The organism is Roseateles sp. P5_D6, from assembly GCF_054049415.1.
In genome coordinates this window covers 137,063-150,405 of record NZ_JBFUMK010000014.1, presented here as the reverse complement: position 1 = coordinate 150,405, position 13,343 = coordinate 137,063, and the positions used below count along the sequence as shown (strand labels likewise).

The 13,343-nt window shown below is 67.0% G+C and carries 11 protein-coding genes; 8 read left to right on the top strand and 3 right to left on the bottom strand.

Annotated features, from left to right (window positions below; genetic code table 11):
• The 5 genes from ACXJKM_RS19765 to ACXJKM_RS19745 form a co-directional block, all read left to right on the top strand.
• On the top strand, window positions 1-375 hold a 375-nt coding region (locus ACXJKM_RS19765), incomplete at its 5' end, for a tetratricopeptide repeat protein (RefSeq protein WP_457354560.1).
• A gap of 198 nt (window positions 376-573) precedes the next feature.
• Window positions 574-1,308 (top strand): chemotaxis protein CheW, encoded by a 735-nt coding sequence (locus ACXJKM_RS19760; RefSeq protein WP_457354558.1) that lies wholly within the window; start codon window positions 574-576, stop codon window positions 1,306-1,308.
• A gap of 70 nt (window positions 1,309-1,378) precedes the next feature.
• Window positions 1,379-3,562: a hybrid sensor histidine kinase/response regulator gene (locus ACXJKM_RS19755; protein ID WP_457354556.1), complete on the top strand. Its 2,184-nt coding sequence runs from the start codon at window positions 1,379-1,381 to the stop codon at window positions 3,560-3,562.
• Entirely contained in the window at window positions 3,559-4,608 is a 1,050-nt protein-coding gene (gene cheB / locus ACXJKM_RS19750; RefSeq protein WP_457354554.1) for a chemotaxis-specific protein-glutamate methyltransferase CheB, read from the top strand. Before ACXJKM_RS19755 ends, cheB begins: the two co-directional genes overlap by 4 nt.
• The gene (locus tag ACXJKM_RS19745) at window positions 4,595-5,626 is read left to right on the top strand and encodes a diguanylate cyclase (protein ID WP_457354552.1); all 1,032 of its coding nucleotides are present in this window, start codon (window positions 4,595-4,597) and stop codon (window positions 5,624-5,626) included. The genes cheB and ACXJKM_RS19745 overlap by 14 nt, the downstream gene beginning before the upstream one ends.
• Before the next feature lie 52 nt (window positions 5,627-5,678).
• Here the strand turns inward: ACXJKM_RS19745 and ACXJKM_RS19740 are convergent, their stop codons facing one another.
• A complete protein-coding gene (locus ACXJKM_RS19740) occupies window positions 5,679-6,596 on the bottom strand; it encodes a LysR substrate-binding domain-containing protein (protein WP_457354550.1) in 918 nt (305 codons plus the stop codon).
• A 113-nt stretch (window positions 6,597-6,709) separates the two neighbouring features.
• Here ACXJKM_RS19740 and ACXJKM_RS19735 point away from each other — a divergent pair, with 113 nt between their 5' ends.
• Complete coding sequence (locus ACXJKM_RS19735) at window positions 6,710-7,978, top strand: M20/M25/M40 family metallo-hydrolase (RefSeq protein WP_457354548.1); 1,269 nt, start codon at window positions 6,710-6,712, stop codon at window positions 7,976-7,978.
• A 109-nt stretch (window positions 7,979-8,087) separates the two neighbouring features.
• Here ACXJKM_RS19735 and ACXJKM_RS19730 read toward each other — a convergent pair whose 3' ends face one another.
• Both ACXJKM_RS19730 and ACXJKM_RS19725 read right to left on the bottom strand, forming a co-directional pair.
• A complete protein-coding gene (locus ACXJKM_RS19730; RefSeq protein ID WP_457322998.1) occupies window positions 8,088-10,259 on the bottom strand; it encodes a carboxy terminal-processing peptidase in 2,172 nt (723 codons plus the stop codon).
• 255 nt (window positions 10,260-10,514) lie between these two features.
• Window positions 10,515-11,336 carry a hypothetical protein gene (locus ACXJKM_RS19725; RefSeq protein ID WP_457354547.1) on the bottom strand — a complete coding sequence of 274 codons (822 nt, stop codon included), beginning with the start codon at window positions 11,334-11,336 and terminating at the stop codon, window positions 10,515-10,517.
• 275 nt (window positions 11,337-11,611) lie between these two features.
• On the opposite strand from ACXJKM_RS19725, the gene ACXJKM_RS19720 reads away from it, so the two are divergent.
• Together ACXJKM_RS19720 and ACXJKM_RS19715 are read left to right on the top strand one after the other, a co-directional pair.
• Window positions 11,612-11,944, top strand: a complete 333-nt coding sequence (locus ACXJKM_RS19720) for a hypothetical protein (protein WP_457354545.1) — start codon at window positions 11,612-11,614, stop codon at window positions 11,942-11,944.
• 346 nt (window positions 11,945-12,290) lie between these two features.
• Complete coding sequence (locus ACXJKM_RS19715) at window positions 12,291-13,319, top strand: L,D-transpeptidase family protein (RefSeq protein WP_457354543.1); 1,029 nt, start codon at window positions 12,291-12,293, stop codon at window positions 13,317-13,319.
• Window positions 13,320-13,343: the final 24 nt, after the last annotated feature.

Below are 13,343 nucleotides of genomic sequence, written 5' to 3'. Positions count from 1 at the left end.
CGGCCCGCCCGGCCCCGAGCGCCGCCGCCCGCTGTCGCGCCGCGGGTGGCTGCGCGGGCTGAAGCGGCGACCGGCATGGCCCGAGCACGGTGCCTCGCCGACCAGGGCCACCTCGCCGAGGCCGCATCGCACTGTGAAGCGCATCTGCGCGAGCACGGGCCCACGGCCGATGCGTTCAATCTGCTCGGCCTGGTGCGCGATGCGAGCGGCAACGCGGGCGATGCGGCCGACCAATACCGCAAGGCGCTCTATCTGGATCCGAATCACCATGAGGCGTTGATCCACCTCGCCCTGTTGCTGCAAAAGCAGGGCGACGCGGCCGGCGCACTGCGCCTGCAGCGACGCGCCAGCCGGCTGCAACCAGGCGGGGCCTGAAGTGAGTAAGCCCCTCGCCCAATCTGGCCCCGCTGGACGCGGGCAAGCCCAGTCGGTCCCCCAAGGGGACGGCGATGCTTGCCGGATCGACCGGCAAGCACATCGCCAGGCGGGCCGGCTTGGGAGCGGCCCGGCGCTCGGCCCGAAATACTTCTTTCATGCATCGCGGGTGCCGCGAATGCGGAATGGATAACTGAGATGAACGCGCAAGTGGCTCTCAACGACTGTTGGAACCAGATCGGTGTGCGCGGCGATGGCTCCTGCCCCGATCTGAAGCAGCACGTGCACTGCAGCCACTGCCCCACCCACGCCACCGCCGCGCTGGCTTTGCTGGACCGCCCGGCGCCGCCCGGCTACCTCGCCGATTGCACCCGGCACATGGGGCGGGCCCAAGCACTTGGGCTGGGCGAGGTGGGCTCGGCGGTCATCTTTCGCATCGGCGCCGAATGGCTGGCCCTGCCGACGCCGGTGTTCCAGGAAGTCGCCGCCTTGCCGGCGATCCATTCGCTGCCGAGCCGGCGCGGCGGCGTCGTGCAGGGTGTGGCCAACGTGCGGGGCGAGTTGCTGGTCTGCGTATCGCTGGGCAGCGTCCTCGGCCTGGCGCACGTCGCCGAGACGGGGCACGCACGGCAACGCCTGACACTTCGGCGCTTGGTGGTGATCGGCCTGGACGGCCAGCGCCTGGGCTTCGCGGTCGACGAAATGCACGGCATTCAGCGCTTCGATCCGGCCACGCTGAAGCCAGTGCCTGCCACCGTCGCGCGTGCCACGGCGACCTACTCCAAGGCGATCCTGGCCTGGCACGAACCCGCCACCCGGCCGCCCGAACGCGGGCGAACCCCTCGAGAAGCGCCAGGGGGCAGCAATGAGCGCGCGGTCGGCCTGCTCGACGAGCAACTGCTGCTCTACACCATTCAACGGGGCCTCGCATGAGCCCCGCCCGGCCGCCCGAAGGGGCTCATTCCCGCTTGGCGGGATGGCGCGCAGCGCCCAGGGTGCCCCAATGAGCAACGTCGACCTCAGCGACCTGTCGATGCTGGACCTGTTCCGCATCGAGGTGGAGAACCACGCGCCGTTGCTGACGCAGGGGTTGCTCGCCCTGGAGCGGAGCCCGGAAGCGCCCGACCAGCTCGAGTCCTGCATGCGCGCCGCCCATTCGCTCAAGGGTGCCGCCAGCATCGTCGGCATCGGCGCCGCGGTGGAAGTGGCGCATGCGATGGAAGACTGCTTCGTCGCCGCTCAAACGGGCCGGTTGCGGCTGCGCCAACGTCAGATCGACCCGTTGCTCGCGGGTGTGGACCTGCTCGCGCGCCTGGGCCGGACCGCCGGGACGGACCCTGGCGACGCGCTGCAGGTGAAGGCCTTCGTCGAGGCCCTGAAGACCGCGATGCTGGCCAGCGACGAAGACGACCCGGCGCCCGACGCGGCAGCGCCGGTGCTGGAGGCAGCGGTGGCGCCCCCCGCGGCGGTGCCGGTGCGCGACGCCTCGGACCGCGTCGTGCGCGTCACCGCCGACAACCTGAATCGGCTGCTCGGGCTGGCCGGCGAATCATTGGTGGCCGCAAGGTGGCTCACGCCCTTCGCCAACTCGCTGCTGCGGCTCAAGCGGCTTCAGCATGAGGCTGCGCAAGAGCGGGCCGCACCGCCCGAGGTCAGGCGCCGCATGCTTGAGTGCGAGCAGCTGTTGGCTCAGGGGTTGGCCGATCTGGAAACTTTCGAGCGGCGCTCGGCCGACCTCTCGCGCCGGTTGTACGACGAGGCGGTGGCCTGTCGGATGCGGCCATTCGCCGACGGTGTTCAAACCATGCCCCGCATGCTGCGCGACCTGGGGCGTTCGCTGGGCAAGCAGGTCAGGCTCGACATCGTCGGTGCCGCGACGCCGGTGGACCGCGACGTGCTCGAGAAGCTGGATGCACCGCTTGGCCACCTGCTGCGCAATGCGCTCGACCATGGCATCGAATCGCCCGCGCAGCGACATGCCGTGGGCAAACCCGCGGAAGGCGTCGTGCGGCTCGAGGCGCGCCACAGCGCCGGGGCGTTGCAGATTACCGTGTCCGATGACGGCGGCGGCATCGCCTTGGAGGCACTGCGCAGCGCCGTCGTCGAGCGCCGCCACGCCAAGCCCGAGGTCGCGGCCGAGCTGTCGGAGTCCGAGCTGCTGGAGTTCCTGTTCCTGCCGGGTTTCACGCTCAGCCGGCGGGTGACCGAGGTCTCCGGGCGGGGCGTCGGGCTCGACGTCGTGCAGGACATGGTCAAACAGGTGCGCGGCAGCGTTCGCGTGTCGACGCAGCCGGGCCTGGGCACGCGCTTCCAGCTGCAATTGCCGCTCACGCTGTCGGTCGTGCGCACCCTGCTCGTGCACATCGGCGGCGAGCCCTACGCCGTCCCGCTGGCGCGCATTTTCCGCGCCCTGAAAGTAGCGCCACAGCGGGTCGAGCTGCTCGAGGGGCGGCAGCACGTCGAAGTCGACGGGCGACGCGTCGGCCTGGTCACTGCGCACCAGTTGCTGCAGGTGGACGCGCCCCAGGCCTTGGCGGGCGACTTGTCGGTTCTCGTCGTCGGCGACCACGAGGACATCTACGGCCTGGTGGTGGACCGTTTCCTCGGTGAATGCGAGCTGGTGGTGCAGGCGCTCGACCCGCGCCTGGGCAAGGTCAAGGACGTCAGCGCCGGCGCGCTGATGGAAGACGGATCGCCGGTGCTCATCATCGACATCGAGGACATGATCCGCTCGGTGCAGAAGCTGATCGCGTCCGGCCAGCTGAGCCAGGTGCGGCCAGGCACCGGCGCCGCCGGGGCGAGCAAGCGCAAGCGCGTGCTGGTGGTCGACGATTCGCTGACGGTGCGTGAACTCGAACGCAAGCTGCTGGCCCAGCACGGCTTCGACGTCGAGGTGGCCGTCGACGGCATGGATGGCTGGAATGCGGTGCGCACCGGTCACTTTGACCTGCTGGTGACCGACATCGACATGCCGCGCATGGACGGCATCGAGCTGGTCACGCTCGTCAGGAAAGATCCGAACCTGAAGTCGCTGCCGGTGATGATCATGTCGTACAAGGATCGCGACGAGGATCGCCGGCGCGGGTTGGAAGCCGGGGCCAACCACTACCTGACCAAGGGCAGCTTTCAGGACGAGACGCTGCTGCAGGCGGCCGTGGACCTGATCGGCGAGGCGGTCGTCACATGAAGATCGCCATCGTCAACGACCTGCCGCTGGCCGTGGAGGCCTTGCGGCGCGTGCTGGCGCTGAAGCCGGAGCATCGCGTCGTCTGGGTGGCCGAGAACGGCGCGCAGGCGGTGCAGCGCTGCGCAGAACTTCGGCCCGACCTCGTGCTGATGGACCTGCTGATGCCGGTCGTCGACGGAGTCGAAGCGACACGCCGCATCATGGCCGAGACGCCGTGCGCCATCCTGCTTGTCACCTCCAACATGGGTGCCAACACCGCCCGCGTCTTCGACGCGATGGGCCACGGCGCGCTCGACGTCGTCGACACGCCGACGCTGGCCGGCGCCGACCCGCACGCAGGCGCCGCACCGCTGCTGGCGAAGATCGAGATCATCGGCAAGCTGATCGGCGACAGCGCCCCGGCCCGGGTCGACGCCGCCCGGTCCGCTGCAAGGCCGCGCAAGAGCTGCCCGCAACCCTTGATCGCCATCGGCGCCTCGGCGGGCGGCCCTGCGGCGCTGGCCACCTTGCTGCACGGCCTGCCGGCAGATTTTCCTGGGGCCGTCGTCATCGTGCAGCATGTGGACGAGCAGTTCGCCGCCGGCATGGCGCAGTGGCTCGGGCAGCATTCGACGCTGCCGGTGCGGGTGGCCGCGGAAGGCGACCGGCCCACTGCGGGCGTGGTGCTGCTGGCCGCCACCAACGACCATCTGCGGCTTGTGGCAGGCGGCTGCCTGGCGTACACGCCGATCCCGCGGGAGTACGTCTACCGTCCCTCGGTCGACGTGTTCTTCCACAGTGCCTGTGCGCTCTGGCGCGGCGGCGTCGTCGGCGTGCTGTTGACCGGCATGGGACGCGACGGCGCACTCGGTTTGAAGGCGCTGCGCGACCAGGGGCACCACACCATCGCGCAGGACCAGGCGAGTTGCGCCGTCTACGGCATGCCGAGGGCCGCCGTGGCACTGGGCGCTGCGGTGGACGTCCTGCCCATCGACGCGATCGCATCGCGGCTGCGCGCTGCGCTTTCCATGCAACCAGAACCAGGAGGCCGTGATGATCGACCTTGATATGAAGAGCCTCGACGTCCCGAAGCCATCGGCGGCCAGGCGCCGTCCCGTCATGGTGCTGCTGGTCGACGACCAGGCGATGATCGGGGAGGCCGTGCGCCGCGCGCTGCTGAGCCACGCGGACATCGATTTCCACTACTGCGCCGATCCCGCGAAGGCGATCGCCTTGGCCGAGCAGATCGGGCCGACGGTGATCCTGCAGGACCTGGTCATGCCCGGCATCGACGGCCTGACGCTGGTTCGCCGCTATCGCGCCAACACGGCCACCATGGACATCCCGATCGTGGTGCTGTCGACCACCGAGGACCCGGCGGTGAAAAGCGAAGCCTTCGAGGCCGGTGCCAACGACTATCTCGTCAAGCTGCCGAGCCAGGTCGAGCTGGTGGCGCGCATCCGCTACCACTCCAGGGGGTATTCGATCCAGCTGCAGCGCGACGAGGCGTACCGGGCCCTGCGCGAGAGCCAGCAGCAGCTGACGGAGATGAACATCGAGCTGCAGCGGTTGACCTATGTGGACGGGCTCACCGAGATCTGCAACCGGCGCCGCTTCAACGAGCACATACAGATGGAATGGAGCCGCGCGCTGCGCGACCAGAGCACGCTCTCCTTGCTGATGATCGATATCGATGATTTCAAGCAGTACAACGATACGTACGGCCACCCGGCCGGCGACGAGGCCTTGCAGAAGGTGGCGGGCACCTTGCACCTGAATGCCAACCGCTCGACCGATCTCGTGGCGCGCTACGGTGGCGAGGAGTTCGCGCTGGTCATGACGACCACGCCGGCGGCCGGGGCCAGTTTCATGGCCGAAAAACTGCGCCTGGCCGTGCAGGACCTTGAACTGGCGCAGGGCGATTCGGCGCCGGCCCGGCACCTCACGGTGTGCATCGGCGGCGCCTCGATGATCCCGCAGCGCGGTGGCTCATCCCTTGAACTCATCGAAGCCGCGGACAAGGCACTCTACGAGGCCAAGCGAGGCGGGAAGAACCGCGCCGTGATGCAGGAGCGCAGTCATTGATGGACCGCCGCGGGACGAGGGTTACGTCACCTTCTCTCTCGTGTATTGACCGTCAGTCGAGCGCAGCCAAGGCCTGGCGCCGCCAGCGCCGGCTCTCGGCCACCGCCCATTGCGCGAAGGCATGGAGCTCGGAAGAGCCTTCCCGGTCGGCCCGCCGGCAGAGGTAAAAGCCGCGCCCCGACGACACCCAGCCGCTGAACGGCACGACGAGCTGCCCGGCGGCCAGCTCCCTTTCGATGAGGCAGAGCTGCACGACCGCGATGCCCATGTCGGCGACGACGGCCTCGATCAGTGCAGCGGCCAGGTCGAAGCCCGAGGCCAGTTGGGGCTGGCTCGCCTGCACGCCCTGGGCCTTGAGCCAGAGCGCCCAGTCGGCGGGATGGGCGCTGTGGTGCAGCAGCGGGTGCTGCAGCACGTCTTGCGGCCGGGTCAGCCGGGCGGCGCGCGAGGGGCGGCACACGGGGACCAGTTCGCGCCCGAGCAGGTATTGCGCGACGACGCCTTCGGGCCAGCGGCTGTGTGCGCTCGGCTTGGGGTTGATCCAGCAGGCGACGTCGTCGCGCTCGAAGCGGTCGTCGTGGCGCCAGCGGCGGAACTCGAGCTTGAGCTGCGGATGTTGCGCTTGCAACGCCGGCAGCCGCGGCACCAGCCAGCGCGCATACAGCGAGGGCACGGGCGCCATGCGCAGTGACGGGCCGGCAGGCGCCGCCCGCAAGGGAACGGCCCCTTCCAGCATGTCCAGGGCGGGCCTGATGCGGGCAAGGTAGCCGGCGCCATCTGGCGTCGTCGTGACCTGGGCGCCGCCGCGCGCCAGCAGCGCCAGGCCCAGCTCCGACTCGAGCCGCTGCACCGCGCGGCTGACGGCACCCTGGGTGACGGACAAGGCCTGTGCGGCCGCGGAGAAGCTGCCCAGCTCGGCCACCGCGACGAAAGCATGGAGTTCGGCCAGCGACGGCGAGCGAAAGCGCATGGGTCATTACATCAGCCCATTACATCACTGCATAGGGTGGGGAAAACTTGTCGATAGGCGGCTGCCGCGGCCGCTGGCACAGTCCGCGCCGTCCACACCACGACCACAACGCCATGCATCTTCGCCTTCGCATCCTGATCGCCAGCACCGCCCTTCTCGCGGCGTCCCTGACTCAGGCAACGCCCACGTCCCAGCAACTGCAGGACCTGGCGAAGCAGGAGCAGCCGGCGCTGCTGGAGACCTTGCGAGCGCTGGTCGAGATCGAGTCCGGCAGCAAGGACCTGGACGGCCTGGCCTCGGTGGCCGGGCTGATCGCCGGCAAGCTCAAGGTCCTGGGCGGCGAGGTGTCGATGATCGAGCCCTCCGAGGTCTACCGCATGGAGGACACGCCGGAACGCCAGGGCCAGATGGTGAAGGCGCAGTTCAAGGGGCGAGGCAGCAAGAAGCTGCTGCTCATTGCCCACATGGACACCGTCTATCTGAAGGGCATGCTGAAGGACCAGCCCTTTCGCATCGAGGGTGACCGCGCCTACGGCCTCGCCATCGCGGACGACAAGCAGGGCGTGGCCACCATCCTGCATGCGATCACGCTGCTGCAGAAGGCGGGCATTGACGACTACGGCACGCTGACCGTATTGATCAACGGCGACGAGGAGATCAGCTCGCCGGGCTCGCGTGCGACCATCACGCGCACCGCGGCTGACCAGGACATGACGCTGTCCTTCGAGGGCGCCGGCGCGCAGGGCGGTGTGCGCCTGGCGACCAGCGGCATCGGCTCGGCCTATCTGAGCGTGGAAGGCCGCTCCTCGCACGCCGGCGCAAGGCCGGAGGGTGGCATCAATGCGTTGACGGAACTGGCTCATCAACTGCTGCAGATGCAGGACTTGTCGGAGCCGGCCACGGGCCTGAAGCTGAACTGGACGATGGCCCAGGCGGGCACCAACCGCAACGTGATCCCGGCCCAGGCCACGGCCCAGGCCGATGCGCGCGCCTTGCGTGTGGCGGACTTCGACCGCCTGGAGAAGGAGCTGCAGCGCCGCGTGCAGCAGCGGCGCCTGGCTGACGCCAAGGTGCAGCTCAAGTTCGAAGTGCGCCGCCCGCCGCTGGAGGCCACCGACGCGTCACGCGCGCTGGCCAAGCGCGCCCAGGCCATCTATGCGGAGCTGGGCCTGGCGATGCAGGTGGCCGAAGTCGCCACGGGCGGCGGCACGGACGCCTCCTTCGCGGCGATACAGGCCCGAGGACCGGTGATCGAAGGCCTGGGTCTCACGGGCTTTGGCGCCCATTCCAACGATGCCGAGTACGTCGATATCCGCTCCATCGCGCCGCGGCTGTACCTCGTGACGCGACTGATCATGGAGATGTCGGGCGAGAACCCTTGAGGCAACCTGATGGGGGTCGTGCGCATTTGGGTGAAGATCCGCACCGAGTCCGGCAATGTGCGCGCCGCTCGACGTGGCCGCCTCCAGGTCAGGTCTCGGCCACCAACGGCTATTTCTCAGAGGAAACGTTCGGCAAGGTCATGACCACCTGGGGACGGATCGGTAGAGCGCTCGCCGCTGTTTGGGTCTGGCCTTCCTTCAATGCCGCGCTGTCGGAGAGGATACTGACAGCCTCGTCAAGAAGCGCATCGTTGATGGTCTTCCGGGTTTTTTCAGCGGCGAGATCCTTGTCCAGCTGGCGTTCGTTGAACTGCAAGCCGTCGTCGACCAGCGTGCCGCTCGCGCCCCTTCCCGCTTCACCCAGCTGGGCAGCCAGGCGCTTCTCCGAGGCAGCACGTTCTTTGCGTCGAACTGATTCACTGAGCGAAATCACGTTGTTCTTGCGACGCTCCTGTGCCTTGGCCACATCCTGCAGCAGGTTCTGGAAGTCAAGGGCGTGCTCGACGCGGGCTGCGTGCCAAGCCAACAGGCGGGGCAACTGCGTTTTGACGTCACCCACAGGCGAGTAGTCCACGGCTCGAATGTTGGTCCACGGCAGGGCATTGACGTAGCTCGACTCTCCGAACTCGGTGTCGTCGCTGGTTTGCGGAAAGAGGATGTCTGGCGTCACGCCACGGAGTTGGGTCGTCCCGCCATTCACCCGAAAAAACTGAGCGATGGTGAACTTCAGTTCACCGTACGTCGGCGCTGCGTTCTTCGCGATCTGGTCGAGGTTGGCGAGGGTCTGGACGGTGCCCTTGCCGAAGCTGCCCTCGCCGATGATCACGCCGCGACCGTAATCTTGGATCGCCGCGGCGAAGATTTCTGACGCCGAAGCCGAGCCCCTGTTGATCAGGACGCCCAGCGGCCCGCTCCATGCCAAACCAGCCTCGGCGTTCTTCTCGACAGTGATGTTGCCTCTTGCATCTCGGGTCTGAACGACCGGCAACTTGCCAACGAACATGCCCGTCAGGTTCACCGCCTGGCGCAGCGACCCGCCGCCGTCATTGCGCAAGTCGATCAACACGCCATCTACTTTCTGGGCCTTCATGTCGAACAGCAGCTTGCCCACGTCGTTCGCTGCGCCGCGGTAGTCCTTGTCGCCCTTTCTGAGTGCGTCGGTATCCTCGTAGAACGAAGGCAGGGTGATTACGCCGACCAGGCGCTTGCCTGCGCCCGTCGTGACGGAATAGATCTTGGCCCTGGCGGCGCTGTCCTGCACTGTGATGGTGTTGCGGACCAGTACGACGGTCCTGTTCGGCGCATCGGGCCCGCTGTCGGCCGGCAGGACGTCCAGCCGAACCGTCGAACCCTTCATGCCCCGGATCAACGCCACCGTGTCGTCAAGGCGCCTGCCGACGACATCCTCCATGGCGCCGGTCGCGCCTTGCGCGACGCCCACGATACGGTCGCCGACCTTCAACTGGCCCGACAGGCTCGCGGGCCCTCCTGGCACCAGCTCCCGGACGGTGGCGTAGTCGTCGATCTGCGTCAGAAGCGCGCCGATGCCCACCAGGGACAGTCGCATGGAGATGCCGAAGTTTTCCGCGGCGCGCGGTCCCAGGTAGTTCGTGTGTGGGTCGATCGCCATCGTGTAGGCATTCATGAAGGCCTGGAAGGCGTCGGCGCTTGTGATCTTGCCCAGGTTCTTCGATGCGCTTTCGTAGCGCTTGTCGAGAATCTTCACGATGGCCGGGTCGTCCCTGCCGGCAAGCTTGAGCCGCAACCACTCGTTCTTGACGCGCTTGCGCCAGAGGTCTTGGGACTCTGCCTCGGTCGCAGGCCAAGGCTGATCCTTGCGCTCGACCGTCAAAGATTCGTCTTGCCCGAAATCGAACCCCTTCTTGAGCAAGGTGCGGCCATAGGTCAGCCGCTCAGCCACCCGGCGTTCGTACAGGTTGAAGACCTCGAACGGCACCCGCAGGTCCTCAGCCAGGATCGCGTCGTCGAGCAAGATGCGGTCGCCTGACAGGCGATCGATGTCGGACTGCAGGAAGTACAGTTTCTCCGGATCGAGCGCCTTTAAATACTGGTCGAAGATCCTGGCCGACAACGCGTCGTCGAGCGAGAGGGGGCGGTAGTGGTAGCGAGACAGCAGGTCCGCAGCCAGATGGGCCGACTTGGCCTGCTGTGCCTCCGGCTTCAGCATCTGCGGGAAAGCCGCCGCGGAGCCTTCGGCAACAACTTGGGTTGCAGCCGTCAGCACGAGCACGAATGAAATCAGCGCTTGCTTCAATGTCACTTAATCCATTTGAACCAAAACATAGTCACAGGCCAGGCTTGACCAGCAACGATCGACGTCTGACCCGCCGGTCAGCGGCGGCTCTCATCCAAATCATTTGATGGACGTCCCCACGTTGACCTGCCCGGCCTCGATGGTGCCATGTTGCCTGGTCCGAGCACCGGGCGCGACGGAGACGGTCGTGCCGGCATGCGATTGCCGCCGCTCAGCTCGAGCGCGAGAAAGGGCGACGGCCGTTCTTGCAAGCCATTCAACTCAATCGTTCGCGGCGGTGGGCAAAACGGCCGGAGGCGAAGCGTCGATCCTCCCCACGTAGAAGCTGCCGTCGTAGCCGAGCCGATCTTTCGGTGGCCGCAACGAAATTGAATACCGCGCGCCTCGCTGCGTCGGCATGGATAGCACTACATGCGGCTCACACTGGCTGGCGGCGCAGTTCCAGGCCGTCCCTTGGTCGTACTCCGCCACGAGGGAAATCGGGCGGAGGTCACGTAGCAGAAAGCCCATGGGCTCCATGGCCGGATCGAACATGTTGCCTTTGACCAAACTGGTGTGGAGGTCTCCCGTCAGCACGACGACGTGAGAGAAAAGCCCCGTAGCGGTCAGCGCACGGACGTTGCGGCTCATCGTCAGGTCGTCCCCGTCGATCGCGCGGACTGTGATCTTGCGAGTCGGCGTGGCTTTGTTGTGCTGCCGCACCTCATCGAGCAGCACAAGCATGGCCATGCTGGTACGCCCATCCTGTTCATGCGCGGGCTTTGACCAATCGCGGGAACCGAACAACGCCTTGCGTGCATCGCCCCGGCCGTCGCTATCAAGGAAAGCGTCGATTGCCGCTTGGTTTTCCTCTGGCCATTCGAGCGCGAGCGCCACGCTTCTCGCCTGAGCAGCCAAGTTGCAGACATAGGCGCTTACGAAATCCGGTATCTGGCGCGTGCCGTGCAGTTCGCCCAATAGGAGCAGAGAGCTGTCACGCAGGCGCTGGGGAATATCGACAGTCGTCTTGCATGGCGCACCATGCGCAATTCCGGTGAACGCTGCGGCGCTCAACAGAACGAGAAGTGTTTGGCGAGAGAACATTCAGGCTCCAGGGCTATGAACCGACGAAGGTAGGAACGCGCACTCGCGACCTATCCAAAATCGTAGAGCGCGAACCGTTTGTCTCCGTTGGCTCTTTTCACCTTCCGCGGACAGTCTGGCTACGGCTCGGGACGGCAAGGTCAACAGCACGGCTCGCGGATGGATCGGACACTGGCCACAATCCCGACATGCTAGGCGTTGCGTCTTCAAAGCAGTTGTTTCTACCCTTCGCAGGCCGCTTGTCCGGTTCGCTGTCTGGTGTGCGCAGCTCAGCGATGCTGCTGGTCGCGCTGGTCGCACCTCTTTACTGCATCGCGGCGCCCGGCGATGACGCCGCTGGCGCCGGCCCGGTACCCTTAAACCTCAAGCTGCCCCGCTCTCCTGCTCGGGCGTTCGCGACCACCAAACCAAGCGACGCCCCAGCGGCATCCGAACATCGCGGACTACGTCTTGAGCCGCGAAAATCCATAGTCGAGCGGGGCGTCGAAGGCAGTCGTGATGCGCTGATCGCCTGTCAGAACGGCGCCTATCCCGGCGCGACTGTTGCGGCCCATGGTGCGCAGGTCAATGGTGGCGACTCTCAGCCGGGGCACTGCTACCGGTTCTGACGTTTGGAATCGGTTCATCTGCGTCTTTCGCTTTGAGTCGCTCCATCTGCCGGTTGGCAAGCTTTGCGGCGAACGGCGGCGGCCAGCCTGAAGCCGCCGTCGGTGTTGCAGCGGTTGCCGTCGCTCGCGTCAAAGGGCCAGGTTCAGGGTGCGCGGCACGAAGCAGTCATCGACTCATCGGACTTCGCCGCTCCTTCGATGCCCGATGTAGGGCGCGCAGCGGTCGTCCAGCCTCGCGGGCAGCGGTTCACGTCGTCAATTGGCAGTGGTTCCAGGCATCGGCCTACACGTGCGGCGCGGTGACCTCGGTACGGTGCGGTGAATCGACCCACCTCGTGAGCCAGCCATGCCGACCTTGCCAATTTCACCGCTGAAGATGGCTGCCGCGCTGTTGTGTTGCGCCTGCGTCGCGTCGCCGGGCGTTGCCGCCACGCACCGCGCCCGCGCCACCTCGTCGGCGGCACCGCAGACGCTGGAGGCGTTCAACGCTGCGTCGCTGGTGCCTGGACACGGTCACGCGGTGGGTGCCCACGCGGTCGCCCGCGCCCAGGTGCTTCTGGATCGGGCGTGGTTCTCACCGGGCGAGATCGATGGCCGCCAGGGGCGCAACCTGCAACACGCGCTGACCGCGTTTCAGCGAGCCAGGGGCCTGAAGGTCAGCGGCCGGCTCGACGCGGCCACCGCAAAGGCGCTGGAACAGGGCGATACGGGCGGTGCGTTCGCGACCTACACCATCACCGACAAGGACGTGGCCGGCCCCTACACCCGCACACCCGCCGACATGGCCGAGCGCGCCAAGCTGAAGTCGCTGGACTACGAAACCGTCGGCGAGGCGCTGGCGGAGCGCTTCCATCTCAGCGAGTCGATGCTTGCGTCGCTCAATCGTGGCCGGGCGAAGGATTTCAAGGCCGGCGACGAGTTGATCGTGCCCGACGTCTCCGCGCGCCCGCCGGTCGGCGGCGCGGCGGTCAGGATCGAGATCGAGAAGAGGGCCAAGACCTTGTGGGTGCTCGGCGCCGATCGCAAGGTGCTGGGGGCGTTCCCGATCAGCATCGGCGGGCCGCAGGACCCGTTGCCGCTGGGAGTGCTGAAGATCGTCAGCGAGGTGCCGAACCCGACCTTCACGTACAACCCGGCGCTGCTGAAAAACGCCCCCAAGGACGCGCAGAAGGTCGAGGTCGCGCCCGGCCCCAACAATCCCGTCGGTAACACGTGGCTGGGGCTGAGCAAGCCGCACTGGGGCATTCACGGCACGCCCAACCCCGCGCAGTTGGGCCGTGAGGAAACCAACGGCTGCATCCACATGACGAACTGGGACGCGCAACGTCTGGCCAAGCTCGTGAAACCGGGCTTCGAGGTCGACATTCGGCCCTGACTTCGGCTGCAAGGCAGGTTGCAC

Excerpts from the sequence above, each read along its gene's own strand:
- ACXJKM_RS19760 (WP_457354558.1), top strand. The coding sequence starts at position 574 with ATGAACGCGCAAGTGGCTCTCAACGACTGTTGGAACCAGATCGGTGTG.
- ACXJKM_RS19740 (WP_457354550.1), bottom strand. The coding sequence starts at position 6,596 with ATGCGCTTTCGCTCGCCGTCGCTGGCCGAACTCCATGCTTTCGTCGCG.
- ACXJKM_RS19755 (WP_457354556.1), top strand. The coding sequence starts at position 1,379 with ATGAGCAACGTCGACCTCAGCGACCTGTCGATGCTGGACCTGTTCCGC.
- ACXJKM_RS19725 (WP_457354547.1), bottom strand. The coding sequence starts at position 11,336 with ATGTTCTCTCGCCAAACACTTCTCGTTCTGTTGAGCGCCGCAGCGTTC.
- ACXJKM_RS19715 (WP_457354543.1), top strand. The coding sequence starts at position 12,291 with ATGCCGACCTTGCCAATTTCACCGCTGAAGATGGCTGCCGCGCTGTTG.
- ACXJKM_RS19745 (WP_457354552.1), top strand. The coding sequence starts at position 4,595 with ATGATCGACCTTGATATGAAGAGCCTCGACGTCCCGAAGCCATCGGCG.
- ACXJKM_RS19720 (WP_457354545.1), top strand. The coding sequence starts at position 11,612 with ATGCTGCTGGTCGCGCTGGTCGCACCTCTTTACTGCATCGCGGCGCCC.
- ACXJKM_RS19735 (WP_457354548.1), top strand. The coding sequence starts at position 6,710 with ATGCATCTTCGCCTTCGCATCCTGATCGCCAGCACCGCCCTTCTCGCG.
- cheB (WP_457354554.1), top strand. The coding sequence starts at position 3,559 with ATGAAGATCGCCATCGTCAACGACCTGCCGCTGGCCGTGGAGGCCTTG.